This is a genomic window from Enterobacter cloacae complex sp. P43RS (assembly GCF_014930585.1).
Taxonomy (GTDB): Bacteria; Pseudomonadota; Gammaproteobacteria; order Enterobacterales; family Enterobacteriaceae; genus Enterobacter; species Enterobacter bugandensis.
Genome location: NZ_JADBRJ010000007.1, coordinates 172,450 through 189,675, shown reverse-complemented (window position 1 = coordinate 189,675; position 17,226 = coordinate 172,450). Strand labels below are relative to the sequence as shown.

Here is a 17,226-nt window from a genome sequence, read left to right as displayed (position 1 = left end):
GTTACACTGCGCACCTGAACTTTTCCCTGTGGTGTGCTCGTGGCTCAAAACTCCGTATTTCTTCCTGAACAATTCCTGGCGCAGATGCGCGAGGCGCTTCCCTCTCATCTGTCGCTGGACGATTTTATCGCCGCCTGTCAGCGTCCGTTACGCCGCAGCATTCGCGTCAACACCCTGAAAATCAGCGTCGAGGATTTTCTGACGCTGGTTTCTCCGTACGGCTGGCAGCTTACGCCGGTTCCGTGGTGTGAAGAGGGATTCTGGATCGACCGCGATGACGAAGACGCGGTGCCGCTGGGAAGTACCGCAGAACATCTGAGCGGTCTGTTTTATATTCAGGAAGCGAGCTCGATGCTACCGGTTGCCGCCCTGTTCGCCGACGGCAACGCGCCTGAACGCGTGATGGATGTCGCCGCCGCGCCCGGTTCGAAAACCACGCAGATTGCCGCGCGCATGGGCAATCGCGGAGCAATCCTCGCCAACGAATTTTCCGCCAGCCGCGTGAAGGTGTTGCATGCCAATATCAGCCGCTGCGGTATTCACAATGTCGCTCTTACGCACTTCGACGGTCGCGTCTTTGGCGCCGCCCTGCCGGAAATGTTTGATGCCATCCTGCTGGATGCCCCCTGCTCCGGTGAAGGGGTAGTGCGTAAAGATCCCGATGCGTTAAAGAACTGGTCCGTGGAGAGCAATCTTGAGATCGCCGCCACGCAGCGCGAGCTGATCGACAGCGCGTTCCACGCCCTGCGCCCCGGCGGCACGCTGGTGTATTCAACATGCACCTTAAACCGCGATGAAAACGAAGACGTCTGCCTGTGGCTGAAAGCGCAATACCCGGATGCCGTCGAGTTCATGCCGCTCAACGATCTGTTTTCCTCGGCACAGGAGGCGGTCACGCCGGAAGGTTTCCTCCACGTGTTCCCGCAGATTTACGACTGCGAAGGGTTCTTTGTGGCGCGTCTGCGTAAAACGCAGGCGATTACTCCCCTGCCCGCACCCAAATTCAAGGTCGGCAATTTCCCGTTTGCGCCGCTTAAAGGCCGCGACGTCGCGCAGCTTGAAGCCGCAGCCAGCAAGGTCGGGTTGCAGTGGGATGAGAGCATGCATCTCTGGCAGCGCAACAAAGAGGTTTGGCTTTTCCCGGCGAATATCGAGCCACTGATTGGCAAAGTGCGTTTTTCCCGAATCGGGATCCGCCTGGCGGAAGTGCATAATAAAGGCTATCGCTGGCAGCATGAGGCCGTCATCGCGCTTGCCGGACACGAGAATACCTTTGCCCTGACGCATCAGGAAGCCGAAGAGTGGTACCGTGGCCGCGATGTTTATCCTGACAGCTCGCCTTCCGCAGATGAAGTGGTAGTGACCTATCAGGGATTCCCGCTGGGGCTGGCCAAAAAGGTCGGTTCAAGGCTTAAAAACAGCTATCCACGCGAACTGGTCCGGGATGGCCGACTGTTTACCGGTAACGATCGCACCGCCTGAAAAAAGCGCATTTTTTTACTGGCGATTTTGCTCTCCTTGTCTACGATCAAAAATGGATGCCCATACTGGTCATACCAGATTTTGACAACCGACCCGGAGAGCACTATGACGAAAACCAGCGTGCGTATTGGCGCTTTTGAGATCGACGACGCAGAGCTGCGCGGCGAAGCACAAGGCGATCGAACGTTAAGTATTCCCTGCAAATCCGACCCGGATTTGTGCATGCAGCTCGATGCATGGGATGCAGACACCAGCGTCCCGGCAATACTTGATGGCGAACATTCTGTCCTTTACCGTGAGCATTACGATAGTAAAACCGATGCCTGGGTCATGCGTCTTGCCTGACCTAAAGAGAACCCGCCCGAAGGCGGGTTATTTATTACTGCAGCTGCGCCAGCGTAAAGTAACCGTCAAATACGGCTCCCGTATCAATGTAGTGCAGATTGTCAAAATCATACCTTCTGTCGACGGGCGTATGTCCGAACCAAAAGTGATCCGCCCCGCTAATTCCCTGCCCTTTGCCCACCATAAACCCCATCAGGCGGTCGCGATCCCATAACACGCGCTGGGCGCTTACCGGTTTTTCCCAGCGGTATTCCTCCGCCGGGTAATCAGCATGAGCAATAACGTTCAACCCGTTCGCGCAGGTAATTTCAATAATATGCGGTAACGCACGACATGCGTTAAGTAACGAGCGCGCCCGCTGCTGCTCTTCATGCTCAAGCCGCGAAAACCACATTCCTCCATTCATTGTCCAGAGCGCAAAATCATTATTATCCAGGCTATCTATTGCCATTTGCTCATGATTGCCCCGCACTGCTCGAAACCATTTCTCATTGATGAGCTGCAATGATTTCACGCTGTCCGGACCACGATCGATCAGATCGCCAACGGAAATAAGTAAATCCTCATAAGGATTGAAATGACGGCGTTTCAGTTCCTCCATGAGCCTCTGGTAACAGCCGTGTATGTCGCTGACAACCCATACGTGACGCCACTCTCCACCTTCTATTCGCTGATACATAAGGCCTCCCTTTAACAGTATAGCCGCCGTCAAAAGCGCAAGAAGATCAGCGCAGCCCTTACAAAGTAAAACAAACGGTAAACCAAAGAGAAATAAAGATCCGCGCGCTCTTAATCCCTTTTTACTGGCTCCTTAGAATAAGGGGAGATAAAAACGAGAGGTCTTCACGTGTCTAATACACAGCTACATAACGATGTTTTCTATCCGCATCGCACGAATATTATTTCCGAGCTGGTGAACGGCAAACGCGTCCCGGGGCCAATCTGGCGGAAACGCGACTACCGACTGAAGTTCCTTTTACGTTCCCTGCTCTTTTGGTCTTCCACTCACCGTATGCTGGAAGCCCTCTCTGGCCGTGACGATTTCGACAAACTGCTGACATCGCAAATTACGTTGCCCAGCAAGACCCATCGGCAATACCTGATGCGCGGCTTAACGGCAAACGATCGCGCCGACGCTATCGTTAACCATTACTACTGGATCGATCGCCTGAAGGAGAGCCGTCTTGCCCAGGCTATGACCGGCGCGCAGGAACAACCTATTGCGGAGTTCCACGTCAAAGACGGCGTGACCTACACGGTTAATGCGTCTTCAGCTGGCAAAGCCGAGCGTGAAGGTGAGAGTACGCTCTGGCTGCGCGACAACGAGGATACGCTTCTTGCCAGCCTGACCTTTAGCGTCGCCCGCAGCAATGGCCAGCCCGTTGTGGTCATTGGCGGACTTCAGGGCCCCCGTCGCTGCGTGTCACGAGATGCCATTAAACTGGCAACTCGCGCCTGCCATGGCCTGTTTCCCAAGCGCGTGCTGATGGAGGTACTTTTCCAGCTGGCAGCGCAGTCATCTGTTCGGGCCATTTTTGCCGTCAGCGATGAGGGACACGTTTTCCGCGCGCTGCGCTATCGCCTCAGCAAAGGCCGTCATTTCCACGCCAGCTATGACGAATTCTGGGATTCTTTGGGTGGAAAAAAACTTTCCGCATTCTGCTGGCAGCTGCCGCTGCAGATGGAGCGCAAATCCCTCGACGAGATAGCCAGTAAAAAACGCGCTGAATACCGTCGTCGCTTTGAACTGCTTGATGAAATTGAGGCGTCTATTAAGTCCCATTTCTAATCGCGACAAGCGTTTTCGCTCTCAGCACAGAGAATGCACTCGGTTTGAGAAAGGAATGATAAAGCAGAGCACTCTTGCATATGCCAGGGGTGCTCAGTTAGCATTGCGCGAAATGAAAATAGCGAATGCGTTGGAAAAGCGCAGTGTAGACGCAAATTTAAGGACTTTAATGATGATTTACGACTGCTTCTTGTATTACGATGAAGATATGCTTCTTGATATCAGGCTAAATACGCTAGCGGACGTTATTGATCGGTTCGTTATCGTTGAGTCAACGCATACCTTTACCGGCAAAAAGCGGCAGCTTCACTTTGACATAAATAAATACGGTCCTTTTAAAGATAAAATTATTTATGTTGTGCATGATGAAACACCTCTCATGAAAGCCTCTGACGGCGGCGATCAGCATCAGGACGGTCTGGTGGTGGATGCATGGGCGAATGAAGCCGCGCAGAGAAATGCCATCATGCAGGGCCTCAAAAGTGCTAAAGATGATGATTTGATTTTAATTTCCGATGTGGACGAGATTTTTTCACCACAGGTTATCGGCTCTATCAACGCGAATAAACTCTGCACAACGCTTTATCAGAATTTTTATAATTATCAGTTTAATCTGCAGGTTTTTAATACAGATAACACCCCAAGAAAATGTAAACTGCCGAGAGCGACAAAATATAAAAACCTCGTTCATTTTTTTGGCGGCGAGCCTGAGTCGTTCAGAAATCTTAAACGCACCAGAAGCGTCAAAAACTGGTCCTGGCTTAAATGGAATTGGTTCAAACTTAACAATCGCATCATTGAAAATAGTGGCTGGCATTTCTCATGGGTTATGACCCCTGAACGCATATCAGAAAAAATGTCCACCATCTCCCACACGGAATACGATCTGCCTGAGTTCAATAACCCGGAACATATCATGAAGGTGATAAAAAACGCCGAAGATATCTGGGGACGAGACAGGAAGTTAATCAGGCAAGAGCTGTCGGCAGACAGTTTCCCCGAGTATATCGTTAACAACAAAGATAAATTCAGGGAATTCATTATTTAACTATCAGGCCGGGCCTTTGCTTCACCGACGAAGATTCCACAGCGATCGCCAGGCCACAATTTTTTAACAAAGATGCCAAAAAACCCTGGACGTACGCGGTCCTGAGTATGTTATGGTTTAGTCAGGATAGGGAACTGTCCATCTATTCTCGGGGTTTTCGGTCCATAACCGAAGAAACCTTTTGAGAAACATAGAGATAAAAAGAGACCGAATACGATTCCTGTATTCGGTCCAGGGAAATGGCTCTTGGGAGAGAGCCGTGCGCTAAAAGTTGGCATTAATGCAGGCTAAGTCGCCTTGCCTTTTAAGAATAGATGACGACGCCAGGTTTTCCAGTCCACAGCAAAAGTGGCCTGAAAAAAAGCGTCAGAGCATCATTAAAAGTGAAAAACCGCAGTGCTCTGGCGAGCATCGGCGGTTTTTTTATTGGAAATCTGAACGTCAGCAGAGCTTGTCAGCGCGCTCGATAAACGGTGCCAGGCTCATCTTCTGCCCCGGGTTGGCCGGGTCATCAATCTGAATCACGCTGACTGGCTGACCGCTGCTCTTGCCGCTGGCGACCTGCTGCTCAGCGGTATCGTTGAGCGGGTACTGGACCAGCGTGCTCGGGTTGATCGCATACAGCGCATGGCCCGGACGGCAGGTCAGCATCACCTCTTCGCGATTAAAGGCCCATTTGTCTTTGCCCACTTCAAAGCGGCTTACGGTGATTACCTGCGGTGCCGCCAGAGCGCTTCCCGCGCAGGCCAGCAATAAGAGAGAAAGTACTGTCTTTTTCATTTAATAGTTAACCTTGTCAGAAGGGTTCCCAGGTAGCAAACAGACTGACCGTTGCCAGAACCAGCGCGCCCAGCACCACCTCTGCCTGTGTCATCCTGATAAACATCTGTTGTGCGCGCCCGGAATCCGGACGGAACCGTGGCACCAGAAAATACCGATTTGCCAGCGCAATTGCCACCATCAACGCCACGAGAGCACATTTGAACAACAAAAACTGCACGTAGCCAGCCTGCCAGGGAATATGGCTGCCCAGAATCAACAGCGCATTCACTACGCCGGTAAGCAGCACGCCTGCGACGGCATAATGCCCCACGCGCGAGAAACGCATCATGGTATAGATGGCCGCGTTCTGCCAGCGTCCTTTCGCCAGGCGCATGCAAAACAGCAGCGGCAGCAATCCACCCACCCAGGTTGCGGCACACAGCAGGTGAACAGCATGATTGAGTCGCTGTATCGCCCCCATCGGGCCGTCGCTCATCGCCGCGTGCCCTACCCCTGCCAGCAGGATAAGCTGGCCCATGGCGAGCAGCAGCAGGCGCGAGCCTTTCAGCGGCGCGAGCCACGCGACGACAACGGTGATGGCAGCGAGGATAATTTGCCACAACCAGACGCCACCAAACCGCGTTCCCAGCACGCTGTACCAAATTTGCGGGTTAAACACATCGCCCCAGCCGTTGCCCATTAAGCCGCCCTGAAGCATAAACATCAGGATCGCAGCGGTCAGGCTGACGATGGATGCCACTCTCTGCTGGAGCTGGAAACGCCGGGCCATCAGGCGGTGCAGCCCGGAAGGCGCAAACCAGACGCTGTAAAGCGCGTTGCCAAAAACGAGCATTAGCGCCGCAAAATGGATAAAGCGCAATCCTACGTATAACAGTCCCAGCATGCTATTTCACGCTGAAGCGATAGCTGCCTTTGGTTTTATGGCCGTCGACGGAAACCACGTGCCAGTCCACCCGGTAAGCCCCCGGCGCCAGCGTCTGTTTCAGCGGAACGGTCAGCTGTGCTTTGTTCTTTTCGTCTCGCGTGGCGGTACCGGTTTTGATCACCTGCTTTTGCGCATCCGTCACCACGACGCCGCTAAATCCGGGCTCGACACCTTCGGAGAAATTCAGCGTCAGCACCTGCGGTGACGCCACCTGGCTGTCCGCTGCCGGGCTCTGCTGCTCAAGATGCGCATGCGCCAGCACGGAGGGTGAGATTACCGTTGAGGCCAAAAAAACCAGTGCGCATACCGCGCGGGAAGCGGATAAACCCATCACAATCATTCCTTTTTGTTATGTCTGTATGCTAAAGAATAACGCTGTATAATAAACGAGTCGAGGATCATCCCGCTCTGCTTGTCATCGTCGCGCAATCGCGGTAACGTTGCCGCCGCAAAATAAGGAGAAGGTAATGAAGATCAATCTGGCCGCCCTTCCTCAGGACGAGATGGATAAAGTGAATGTCGATCTCGCTGCCGCTGGCGTCGCCTTTAAAGAGCGTTACAACATGCCCGTCGTGGCAGAAGTGGTGGAGCGAGAACAGCCCGCCCATCTTCGTGACTGGTTTCGCGAAAGGTTAATTGCCCACCGTCTCGCCTCGGTCAACCTCTCCCGCTTGCCGTACGAGCCGAAAGTTAAATAAGCTTAACGACTCGTTACACTTCCTTACGCGGAATCTGGCAGGATAAGAAAACCCTGATTAAATTAGGTGTACTCTTTAATCCCTGCGACTCTGTGTATAAGGAAGTCACGATGTCACATTGGAATATTGCGGCAGCCCAGTATGGCGGGCAGCATCACAGCGTAGATGACCATATTGCGCACCATCTCCACTTTATTGCCGAAGCAGCACATCATCAGTGCGATTTGCTGGTTTTCCCGGAACTCTCATTAACCGGCCCGGGCGCGACGGCATTACCGCTTCCGCCCGAAGACGATCGACTACAGCCATTGCTTGATGCCGCGCATTTTTACCGCATTACCCTCATTGCAGGGCTTCCCGTTGAACGAAACGGTCAGCGCCAGAAAGGCCTTGCGCTGTTTATCCCCTCCCGCGATCGTATTCTGCGTTACCCTCAGGGGAGCGGCGCCAGCCTGGTGCCGGGTGATAAACAACTCACGATTATCGATGGGCAAAGCGATTCCCCGAATCTTGATCCGCAGGCAACACTCTTCACCAGTTGCCAGTCGGTGAGGGATTACCGCTGGCGACAGTCCATCAATACCCTGCAGCGCTTTGCGCACAGGTATGCCATCGCGGTGTTAATGGCAAATGCCGGCGCGGGCAGCGCGTTATGGGATGAAAAAGGCCAGCTGATTGTTCGGGCAGATAAGGGTGAGCTCCTGTTGACCGGCACGCGCAACGGACAGGGTTGGCAAGGCGATATCATTCCTTTAGGCTAAGCGTTTTAAGCTCAGGAGATTTTCATGCTGCGCGTCATTGATACCGAAACTTGCGATCTTCAGGGCGGAATTGTGGAAGTGGCCTCGGTCGACGTGGTTGATGGAAAAATCGTCAACCCGATGAGCCATCTGGTGCGTCCCGATCGTCCTATTAGCCCACAGGCCATGGCTATCCATCGCATTACAGAATCAATGGTGGCGGATAAACCCTGGATAGAAGACGTTATCCCGCACTACTACGGCAGCCCATGGTACGTTGCCCACAACGCCAGCTTTGACCGTCGGGTACTCCCCGAAATGCCCGGGGAGTGGATTTGTACCATGAAGCTGGCGCGTCGCCTCTGGCCAGGGATCAAGTACAGCAATATGGCGCTGTATAAATCCCGCAAGCTCAGCGTCAGAACCCCTGAAGGGCTGCACCATCACCGCGCCCTGTATGACTGCTATATCACCGCCGCGCTGCTCATAGATATTATGAACACATCGGGCTGGACGCCGGATGATATGGCAACGATCACCGGACGCCCTGCGCTGCTGACGACGTTCACCTTCGGCAAATACCGCGGGAGAGCGGTATCGGATATTGCGGATAAAGATCCGGGCTATCTGCGCTGGCTGTATAACAACCTCGACAAAATGAGCCCGGAGCTGCGCTTAACCCTGAAACACTATCTGGGCGAAGCTTAACGCTGAACACGGCCTGGCAACGTATCCTGCGCCAGGCCTATCAAAAAGGCATACTCCAGGGCCACCCCTTCGTAGGATTTGAATCGACCCGATTTCCCCCCGTGCCCGGAGTCCATATCGGTGCAGAGCAGCAGCAGGTTGTCATCGGTTTTCAGCTCCCGCAGCTTTGCTACCCATTTTGCCGGTTCCCAGTATTGCACCTGTGAATCGTGCAAACCGGTCGTCACCAGCATGTGCGGGTACGCTTTCGCTTCCACGTTGTCATACGGGCTGTACTCTTTCATATAGCGATAATAGGTTTCATCCTGCGGGTTGCCCCACTCCTCAAACTCCCCGGTCGTCAAAGGGATGGACTCATCGAGCATAGTGGTAACCACATCGACAAACGGGACCTGCGCAACAATGCCCTTAAAGCGATCGGGCCGCTGATTGATGACCGCCCCCATCAGCATCCCCCCCGCGCTGCCGCCCATGCCGAAGCAAAGCTGAGGATCGCCATAGCCTTGCTCAATCAGCGCATCGCAGACGTCGAGATAGTCGTTGAAGGTGTTTTTCTTTTTCAGGAATTTCCCGTCTTCATACCAGTGCTGCCCCAGCTCGCCGCCGCCGCGAATATGGGCAATGGCGAAAACAAAGCCGCGGTCGAGCAGGCTTAATCTGCTGCTGCTGAAGTCGGCATCCATGCTGGAGCCATAGGAGCCGTAGCCGTAGACCAGGATCGGATTTTTACCCTTCTGAAAATGCGCCTTGTGATAAACGAGCGAAACCGGCACCTCCACGCCATCGCGCGCGGTGACCCACAGGTGTTCGCTGCGGTAATTGTCGGAATCAAAGCCCTTCACTTCGGTTTGCTTAAGCACCTGGCGCTGTCCGGTATCCATATCCAGCTCAAAGAGCGTATCCGGCGTGGTCATAGACGAGTAGCCGTAGCGCAGCCGGGACGATTCAGGTTCCGGGTTAAAGCCGATCCACGTGACGTAGGCCGGATCGTCGAACGCAATCCCTATCACCTCACGCGTTTTACGGTTGATCTGCCGGATACTGGTCAGCCCCCGCTGGCGCTCCTCCACCACCAGCCAGTCGGTAAACAGCGTGAACCCTTCCAGCATCACCTGATCCCGCGCAGGAATGAGCACCTCCCACTTACGCTCGTCGCGCACCTTGGTTTTGTACAGACCAAAGTTCTTGCCTTCACGATTCGAACGCAGATAAAAGCTGTGCTGGAAGTGATCCAGGCTGTACTCGTGGTCCTTGCGGCGCGGCAGGAAACAGAGCGGCTGGGCGTCAGGCAGTTCGGCATCCAGGAGCAGCACTTCCGAGGTGGTGGCGCTGGCGAGGAAGATAATCACATAGTGGCGCGAGGAGGTTTTATGCAGGCTGACATAAAACGTTTCGTCTTTCTCTTCATAGACCAACTCGTCATCGGCTGAGTCCGTGCCTACGGTATGGCGCCACACCTGATAAGGCAGCAGCGTGGAGGCGTGCTTTTTAACGTAGTAGACCGTCTCGGAATCGTTCGCCCAGACAAAATCCGGGGAGACGTTTTCCAGCATTTCCGGATACCAGTTGCCGGTTTCCAGATTGCGAAAACGCAGGCCGTACTGGCGCCGGGAGAGATAATCCTCCGCCAGCGCCATGATGGTGTTGTCCGGGGAGATGGACATACCGCCCAGGGTATAAAACTCGCTGTGGGCGGCGCGCTGGTTCGCATCCAGCAGAATGTCCCATTCATCCCACTCGGCGCTTAATACCGACTGTCGTTGATAGATGGGATACTCGTTGCCCGGCTCATAGATATGGCGATATCGATAGCCGTTTTTGGTCCAGGGCGCGGAGATGTCGCGCTGGGGAATACGCTGCACCATTTCGTTCAGCAGCTGGTCCTGCAGCGCCTGCTGGCTGGCCATGACCCTGCGGCCATAGTCGTTTTCCTCGTGCAGGTAGTCGAGCACCTCTGGCCGGGAACGCGAATCGTCCCGCAGCCAGTAGTAGTTGTCTATGCGCGTATCGCCATGCGTGACGATCGCATAAGGAGTACGTCGGGCTTTCGGTGGCATGTCATCATTCTTTTAAGTTTTACACCCTATAAGGTTGGCAAAACCCGCGCATGATGCAAGCGAAACATGACCCCGGGAGCGCGAGTTAGCCCTGTAGCGCCTGTTTTTGTTCCCCGATATCTTTTTCTATCCCCTCGCGCACGTCCTGAGGGATCTTCAGCGCGTCGCCGAGGGCGTTAAGGTAGCTACGCTCCATAAAGTGATCGATATCTATGGCGGCACAGCTGAGAAAATAGAGTTCCAGCGCTTCTTCCTCATTTTTCACGCTCAGTGCCAGACGCTGCGGATCGAGCGGCTGTTCAATGGCCTGCGCCACCAGCGTTCTGCCCTGTTCTTCAACACCCGCCTCGCGCAGCTGCTGTTCGATAGCCGCTCTTTCATTATCATCAATATGCCCGTCGCTTTTGGCGGCAAACACCAGCGCAAGGATGAGCCGCTCCGTGCGCAGATCCAGCGGAGAAGTATGCTCCCCATAGTGAGGTTCATCGCGGTGCGCCGCTCGCACCCTGTCCTTATATTTGTTCCACAGCACGGTGCCGGCGATAGCGCCGCCCCCGGCCAGCAGCGCGCCGGTACCGTACTTCGCCAGCAGCTTGCGTGAGGATTTATTGGCAACCAGCAGCCCTGCCAGCCCACCGAGCGCCCCCGGTACCAACAGTTTGCTTAGCCCCTGTTCGCCGGAACCAGACGTTTTCTGCCCTAACATGGATTGCAGTTGATTTAACCAGCCTGACATGGTTTCCCTCGCTTAACGGTTAACATGTTCTCCAGCGTAAGCGAGCAGGCGTCAGGAAATGTCCATCAAGCCTAAAGAAGCGCAAATTTCTGGTCTGCCCTTTTGCCGTGCGCAAGACAGACGCAAACGTTTTCGTTTATACTGCGCGCATCTTTTTCAGGGGGAATGTTATGACTCGTTTAGGAACCGCGCTGCGACCTGCGGCGACGCGCGTAATGCTGTTGGGATCGGGCGAACTGGGTAAAGAAGTCGCCATTGAGTGTCAGCGTTTAGGGGTGGAGGTGATTGCCGTAGACCGCTACGCCGACGCGCCCGCCATGCACGTCGCCCATCGTTCTTATGTGATTAACATGCTGGACGGTGATGCCCTGCGTACGCTCATTGCACGGGAGAAACCGGATTTTGTCGTGCCGGAAATTGAAGCTATCGCAACCGATACGCTGATCACCCTTGAGCAGGAAGGCCAGCGCGTGGTGCCCTGCGCGAAAGCCGCAAAGCTGACCATGAACCGTGAAGGCATTCGCCGCCTGGCGGCGGAGGAGCTGGGGCTGCCTACCTCCAGCTACCGTTTTGCGGGTGACAAAGCCGCATTCCTGCAGGCCGTTGAAGAGATTGGCTACCCGTGCATCATTAAGCCGGTGATGAGCTCTTCCGGGAAAGGTCAGAGCTTTATTCGCGACAGCAGCGAGCTGGACAGCGCGTGGGATTATGCGCAACAGGGTGGCCGTGCCGGTGCCGGTCGCGTGATCGTCGAAGGCGTGGTGAAGTTTGATTTCGAAATCACTCTGCTTACCGTCAGTGCCGTTGACGGCGTCCATTTCTGCGACCCGATTGGCCACCGCCAGGAAGATGGCGATTATCGTGAATCCTGGCAGCCGCAGCAGATGAGCGACCTGGCGCTGGAGCGTGCCCGGGAGATTGCCAGTAAGACCGTTCTGGCCCTGGGCGGTTATGGCCTGTTCGGCGTGGAGCTGTTCGTCTGCGGAGACGAAGTGATCTTCAGCGAAGTCTCCCCTCGCCCGCACGACACCGGTATGGTCACGCTCATTTCGCAGGATCTCTCGGAGTTCGCCCTGCACGTGCGCGCCTTCCTCGGCCTGCCGGTTGGCGGCATCCGCCAGTACGGCCCGGCGGCGTCGGCGGTGATCCTTCCGCAGTTGACCAGCCAGAATGTGACGTTTGATAACGTCGAAGGCGCGGTGGGCGCAGGCCTGCAGGTCCGTCTGTTCGGCAAGCCGGAGATCGACGGTACGCGTCGTCTGGGCGTGGCGTTAGCCACCGGGGATAACGTTGACGAGGCCGTAGCAAGAGCAAAAGCGGCGGCTGCAAACGTTCAGGTAGCAGGATAAAAAAAACGGGCCGAAAGGCCCGTTTTTCATGCTGCATGTGGCTTACTGCTTCGCGCCTTCAACCGCTTCACGAGCCAGTTTCGTGATGCGATCCCAGTCACCCTCTTCCAGAGCATCCGCCGGAACCAGCCATGAGCCGCCGATGCACAGCACGCTTTTCAGCGCCAGGTAGTCGCGGTAGTTAGCCGGGGAGATACCGCCCGTCGGGCAGAAGCGTACCTGAGAGAAAGGACCGGCAATCGCCTGCAGCGCTTTGGTGCCGCCGTTCGCTTCCGCCGGGAAGAATTTGAACTCTTTCAGACCGTAGTCCATGCCCAGCATCAGTTCAGAAACGGTGCTGATGCCCGGGATCAAGGGAATGGTGCCTTCGGTCGCGGCCTTCAGCAGCGGCTCGGTCAGGCCCGGGCTGATGGCAAACTGTGCGCCGGCTTCGGTCACTTCCGCCAGCTGCTGCGCGTTGAGAACGGTACCCGCACCGATGATGGCGTCCGGCACTTCTTTAGCGATGGCGCGAATGGCGTCCATCGCGCAGGCGGTACGCAGGGTCACTTCCAGAACGCGAACGCCGCCCGCAACCAGCGCTTTCGCCATTGGCACAGCGTGCTCCAGCTTGTTTACCACGATAACCGGCACGACAGGGCCAGTGGTCAGGATTGCTTCTGCACTTGTTTTCCAGTTTTTCATCAGAGTTCTCTCTCGCCAGATCGTTAAAATCAAGTCGTCTTAAAACGTAATACAGGTTGCGCCCTGCTCCGCACCGGAGAGCTTCTCACGCAGCGCGCTGAACATTTCGCGTCCGGTCCCCACGCGCGATGCGCTCAGGTCAGGAATATGAGGCTGACGTGCCGCCAGCTCCGCGTCATCCACCAGCAGGGTCAACTCGCCAGTCTGGCCGTTCACGCGGATCATGTCGCCGTCGCGCACTTTCGCCAGCAAGCCGCCGTCGTAGGCTTCAGGCGTGACGTGGATGGCGGAAGGCACTTTGCCGGATGCGCCTGACAGGCGGCCATCGGTCACTAACGCAATTTTGAAACGGCGGTCCAATAATACACCAAGTGGTGGCATAAGTTTATGTAATTCTGGCATGCCGTTCGCTTTTGGCCCCTGATGACGCACGACCACCACGCAGTCTTTATCCAGCAGACCGGCGTCGAAGGCAGGCAACACGTCGTGCTGGCTTTCAAACACTACCGCCGGGGCCTCGATAACCTGGTTCTCTTCCGGCACGGCAGAGGTTTTCATCACCGCGCGGCCAAGGTTGCCGCTCAGCACTTTGGTACCGCCGTGGTGGGAGAACGGTTTGTCGATAGTGGCAATCACCTGCGGATCAAGAGACGCGGTTGCCCCGTCGCGCCAGTCCAGCTCGCCGTTGTTCAGCCACGGCTCCTGGGTGTAGCGCTGCAGACCAAATCCGGCTACGGTATTCACGTCTTCATGCAGCAGACCGCCTTTCAGCAGCTCGCGCATCAGCAGCGGCACGCCGCCCGCGGCCTGGAAGTGGTTGATGTCCGCCGGACCGTTCGGGTACAGACGCGCCATCAGCGGTACCACGGAGGAGATGTCGGAGAAGTCATCCCAGTTAATCAGGATACCCGCCGCGCGCGCCATGGCCACCAGGTGCATGGTGTGGTTAGTTGAACCGCCGGTTGCCAGCAGGGCGACGATACCGTTGACGATCACTTTTTCGTCGACCATTTTGCCCATCGGCATCCATTCATTGCCGTTTCCTGTCAGGCGCGTCACCTGACGGGCCGCGGCCTCGGTCAGCGCCTGGCGCAGCGGCGCGTCCGGCTGGATGAAGGACGAGCCCGGAAGCTGCATCCCCATAAACTCCACCACCATCTGGTTGGTGTTGGCCGTGCCGTAGAACGTACAGGTGCCCGGCGCATGGTAGGACGCGGCTTCGGCTTCCAGCAGCGCCTGACGATCGGCTTTGCCTTCCGCATACAGCTGGCGGATACGCACTTTTTCTTTATTCGGCAGACCGCTGGCCATCGGGCCGGACGGCACGAAAATCGCAGGCAGATGACCAAACGACAGCGCCGCCATCACCAGTCCCGGGACGATTTTGTCGCACACGCCGAGATACAGCGCGCCATCAAACATGTTGTGTGACAGGCCCACAGCCGCAGACATCGCAATCACTTCGCGGCTCAGCAGCGACAGCTCCATACCATCCTGCCCCTGCGTCACGCCGTCGCACATGGCCGGGACGCCCCCTGCCACCTGCCCGACCGCGTTCACACTGTGCAGCGCTTTACGAATGATGTTGGGATAGACCTCATACGGCTGATGCGCGGAGAGCATATCGTTATAGGACGTGATAATAGCGATATTGTTACGCAACATGCTTTTCAGGGAGGCTTTGTCATCGGGCTGGCAGGCGGCGAAGCCGTGGGCCAGGTTACCGCAGGCCAGCTGGGAGCGGTGAACGGTGTTGCTTTTCGCCTGTTCAATGCGGGCGAGGTAGGCCGAACGGGTCTCTTTCGAGCGCTCGATAATGCGCTGTGTTACGCGTAACAATACAGGATTCATAAAAGCTCCTTTAATTTATCTGTCCGGGCTCGGGAGTTTACAAAATCGCTGGCGGTTGTTAACAACGCTGAAACGCTTGCTGTCCGGAGCTCAGGGGCAAAATCACTTCCGGCAGTGTAATAAAAAAAGCCCCGCGGGTGAATCCACGCGGAGCTTAAAAGTATAAAAATTGTGCCACTAGCTGTGTTAGATCATGTTACCGGTAAAATAACACTTTCGGGCTAGCGGAATATCCTACTCAAACTCGTTCCAGGAGCGGCCATCGCGGGTGATCATCGCCACCGACGCCACAGGCCCCCAGGTACCCGCCTGATACGGTTTTGGCGCATCCTGATCGGCAGCCCAGGCTTCGGTAATGGAATCGACCCATTTCCACGCCTCTTCCACTTCGTCGCGACGCACGAACAGCGCCTGGATACCGCGCATGGTTTCCAGCAGCAGACGCTCGTAAGCATCCGCAAGGTGCGTCTGGTTGAAGGTTTCGGAGTAGCTCAGATCCAGCTTAGTGGTCTGCAGGTTGTGCTTATGATCCAGGCCCGGCACTTTGTTGAGGATCTGGATATCCACCCCTTCGTCCGGCTGCAGACGGATGGTCAGCTTGTTCTGCGGCAGCTCCTGCCAGGACTCTTTGAACAGGTTCAGTTCCGGGTTCTTAAAGTAGACAACCACTTCGGAACACTTCGTCGGCAGACGCTTACCGGTACGCAGGTAGAACGGCACGCCCGCCCAGCGCCAGTCGTCGATGTCCACGCGGATGGCCACGAACGTCTCGGTATTGCTGGACTTGTTCGCGCCCTCTTCTTCCAGGTAGCCTGGCACTTTTTTACCTTGCGCAAACCCGGCAGTGTACTGGCCGCGAACGGTTTTCTCGCGCACGTTGGAGCGGTCGATGCGGCGCAGCGACTTCAGCACTTTCACTTTGGCATCGCGGATGCTGTCAGCCGTCAGGTCAGACGGTGGAGACATGGCAATCATGCACAGAATTTGCAGTAGGTGGTTCTGGATCATGTCGCGCATCTGGCCGGCCTGGTCAAAGTAACCCCAGCGACCTTCAATCCCCACTTCTTCCGCCACGGTAATTTCCACGTGGTCAATGGTACGGTTGTCCCAGTTATTCACAAACAGGGAGTTTGCGAAACGCAGCGCTAGCAGGTTCAGTACCGTCTCTTTACCGAGATAGTGGTCGATACGGTAGACCTGGCACTCTTCAAAGAACTCGCCCACCTGGTCGTTAATTTCACGCGAGGTAGCCAGCGACGTCCCCAGCGGCTTTTCCATCACCACGCGCGCCGGCTTGGCGTTCAGTTTGGCTTCGCCCAAACCTTTGCAGATGGCGCCAAAGGTGCTTGGCGGCATGGCGAAATAGTTAATGGTGACACGGTTTTTCTGATCCAGCATGGCACCCAGACGGGAAAACGCGCTGACGTCATTAACGTCCAGGTTGCAGAAATCGAGACGACCGCTGAGGGTATCCCACAAACTTTCATCAATTTTTTCCTTCATGAAAGTTTCGAGCGCCTCGCGGACGACTTTGGTATAAGCGTCCTTGTCCCAGTCGGCGCGCCCAACACCCAGGATACGCGTATCCGGATGAATTTGGCCCGCTTTCTCCAGTTGATACAGGGAAGGCAGCAATTTTCGGCGTGCAAGATCGCCTTTCGCGCCGAAAATGACCAGGTCACATGCCTGGGCTGTTTGCGTTACCGCCATGTCATTCTCCTCAGTTGGATCACCTGGTGCTTCTGCCAGGTATCGTTGTAATTTTATTACAATGCACTGTACTGCTTTTACGTCATTCCCGAAACCATTAGCGCTTATCGTCTCGTGCGATACGGCGATTTTTCGCCATTCAGCCGATTATGGCGACGTAATGACGCAACAACCGTCGATAATTTGCGCAACAGGGTCATAGCAAAACCCGACATCGATCAAGTAATGAAAAAAAACAACAACATTATCTTGTCGACTGTTACCCTTTAGGGAAGCCACAGGGGTAATATCGGCTAATCGAATCAAGATTTCATCAATGAG

The 17,226-nt window shown here is 55.4% G+C and carries 17 protein-coding genes; 8 read left to right on the top strand and 9 right to left on the bottom strand.

Going from position 1 to position 17,226, the window contains the following annotated elements:
* Positions 1 to 33: 33 nt before the first annotated feature.
* Positions 34 to 1,482 carry a 16S rRNA (cytosine(1407)-C(5))-methyltransferase RsmF gene (gene rsmF, locus IM294_RS15925; protein WP_213743515.1) on the top strand — a complete coding sequence of 483 codons (1,449 nt, stop codon included), beginning with the start codon at positions 34 to 36 and terminating at the stop codon, positions 1,480 to 1,482.
* Positions 1,483 to 1,587: 105 nt separating this feature from the next.
* Positions 1,588 to 1,827: a YebV family protein gene (locus tag IM294_RS15920; protein WP_008500472.1), complete on the top strand. Its 240-nt coding sequence runs from the start codon at positions 1,588 to 1,590 to the stop codon at positions 1,825 to 1,827.
* 34 nt (positions 1,828 to 1,861) lie between these two features.
* Here IM294_RS15920 and pphA read toward each other — a convergent pair whose 3' ends face one another.
* A complete protein-coding gene (gene pphA, locus IM294_RS15915) occupies positions 1,862 to 2,506 on the bottom strand; it encodes a protein-serine/threonine phosphatase (RefSeq protein ID WP_041909471.1) in 645 nt (214 codons plus the stop codon).
* 168 nt (positions 2,507 to 2,674) lie between these two features.
* On the opposite strand from pphA, the gene IM294_RS15910 reads away from it, so the two are divergent.
* Both IM294_RS15910 and IM294_RS15905 read left to right on the top strand, forming a co-directional pair.
* Positions 2,675 to 3,616 (top strand): VirK/YbjX family protein, encoded by a 942-nt coding sequence (locus IM294_RS15910; RefSeq protein WP_126818472.1) that lies wholly within the window; start codon positions 2,675 to 2,677, stop codon positions 3,614 to 3,616.
* A 172-nt stretch (positions 3,617 to 3,788) separates the two neighbouring features.
* On the top strand, positions 3,789 to 4,664 hold the full coding sequence (locus tag IM294_RS15905) for a benzoate transporter (protein WP_126818501.1): 876 nt from the start codon (positions 3,789 to 3,791) through the stop codon (positions 4,662 to 4,664).
* Between the two features lie 441 nt (positions 4,665 to 5,105).
* On the opposite strand, the gene IM294_RS15900 is transcribed toward IM294_RS15905, so the two are convergent.
* From IM294_RS15900 to yobA, 3 genes are read right to left on the bottom strand one after another with little or no spacing between them, the layout of a single operon-like run.
* Complete coding sequence (locus IM294_RS15900) at positions 5,106 to 5,444, bottom strand: YebY family protein (RefSeq protein ID WP_028013604.1); 339 nt, start codon at positions 5,442 to 5,444, stop codon at positions 5,106 to 5,108.
* A gap of 16 nt (positions 5,445 to 5,460) precedes the next feature.
* On the bottom strand, positions 5,461 to 6,330 hold the full coding sequence (gene copD, locus IM294_RS15895; RefSeq protein WP_126818471.1) for a copper homeostasis membrane protein CopD: 870 nt from the start codon (positions 6,328 to 6,330) through the stop codon (positions 5,461 to 5,463).
* Position 6,331: 1 nt separating this feature from the next.
* Positions 6,332 to 6,703: a CopC domain-containing protein YobA gene (gene yobA, locus IM294_RS15890; protein ID WP_126818500.1), complete on the bottom strand. Its 372-nt coding sequence runs from the start codon at positions 6,701 to 6,703 to the stop codon at positions 6,332 to 6,334.
* 136 nt (positions 6,704 to 6,839) lie between these two features.
* Here yobA and IM294_RS15885 point away from each other — a divergent pair, with 136 nt between their 5' ends.
* The 3 genes from IM294_RS15885 (at position 6,840) to exoX (ending at position 8,518) form a co-directional block, all read left to right on the top strand.
* On the top strand, positions 6,840 to 7,070 hold the full coding sequence (locus IM294_RS15885; RefSeq protein WP_008500465.1) for a DNA polymerase III subunit theta: 231 nt from the start codon (positions 6,840 to 6,842) through the stop codon (positions 7,068 to 7,070).
* Between the two features lie 110 nt (positions 7,071 to 7,180).
* Positions 7,181 to 7,831: a nitrilase-related carbon-nitrogen hydrolase gene (locus IM294_RS15880; protein ID WP_049138839.1), complete on the top strand. Its 651-nt coding sequence runs from the start codon at positions 7,181 to 7,183 to the stop codon at positions 7,829 to 7,831.
* A 24-nt stretch (positions 7,832 to 7,855) separates the two neighbouring features.
* Positions 7,856 to 8,518, top strand: coding sequence for an exodeoxyribonuclease X (gene exoX / locus IM294_RS15875; protein WP_025756911.1), 663 nt, complete (start codon positions 7,856 to 7,858; stop codon positions 8,516 to 8,518).
* Here the strand turns inward: exoX and ptrB are convergent.
* Positions 8,515 to 10,575: an oligopeptidase B gene (ptrB, locus tag IM294_RS15870; RefSeq protein ID WP_045260313.1), complete on the bottom strand. Its 2,061-nt coding sequence runs from the start codon at positions 10,573 to 10,575 to the stop codon at positions 8,515 to 8,517. The genes exoX and ptrB overlap by 4 nt on opposite strands.
* A gap of 85 nt (positions 10,576 to 10,660) precedes the next feature.
* Entirely contained in the window at positions 10,661 to 11,311 is a 651-nt protein-coding gene (locus IM294_RS15865; protein ID WP_045260314.1) for a tellurite resistance TerB family protein, read from the bottom strand.
* Positions 11,312 to 11,481: 170 nt separating this feature from the next.
* Here IM294_RS15865 and purT point away from each other — a divergent pair, with 170 nt between their 5' ends.
* Positions 11,482 to 12,660, top strand: a complete 1,179-nt coding sequence (gene purT, locus IM294_RS15860) for a formate-dependent phosphoribosylglycinamide formyltransferase (RefSeq protein WP_126818470.1) — start codon at positions 11,482 to 11,484, stop codon at positions 12,658 to 12,660.
* Positions 12,661 to 12,702: 42 nt separating this feature from the next.
* Here purT and kdgA read toward each other — a convergent pair whose 3' ends face one another.
* The 3 genes from kdgA to zwf form a co-directional block, all read right to left on the bottom strand.
* Positions 12,703 to 13,344 carry a bifunctional 4-hydroxy-2-oxoglutarate aldolase/2-dehydro-3-deoxy-phosphogluconate aldolase gene (gene kdgA / locus IM294_RS15855; RefSeq protein ID WP_126818469.1) on the bottom strand — a complete coding sequence of 214 codons (642 nt, stop codon included), beginning with the start codon at positions 13,342 to 13,344 and terminating at the stop codon, positions 12,703 to 12,705.
* Positions 13,345 to 13,383: 39 nt separating this feature from the next.
* Positions 13,384 to 15,195, bottom strand: coding sequence for a phosphogluconate dehydratase (gene edd / locus IM294_RS15850; protein ID WP_041909456.1), 1,812 nt, complete (start codon positions 15,193 to 15,195; stop codon positions 13,384 to 13,386).
* 234 nt (positions 15,196 to 15,429) lie between these two features.
* A complete protein-coding gene (gene zwf / locus IM294_RS15845) occupies positions 15,430 to 16,905 on the bottom strand; it encodes a glucose-6-phosphate dehydrogenase (RefSeq protein ID WP_028013613.1) in 1,476 nt (491 codons plus the stop codon).
* Positions 16,906 to 17,226: the final 321 nt, after the last annotated feature.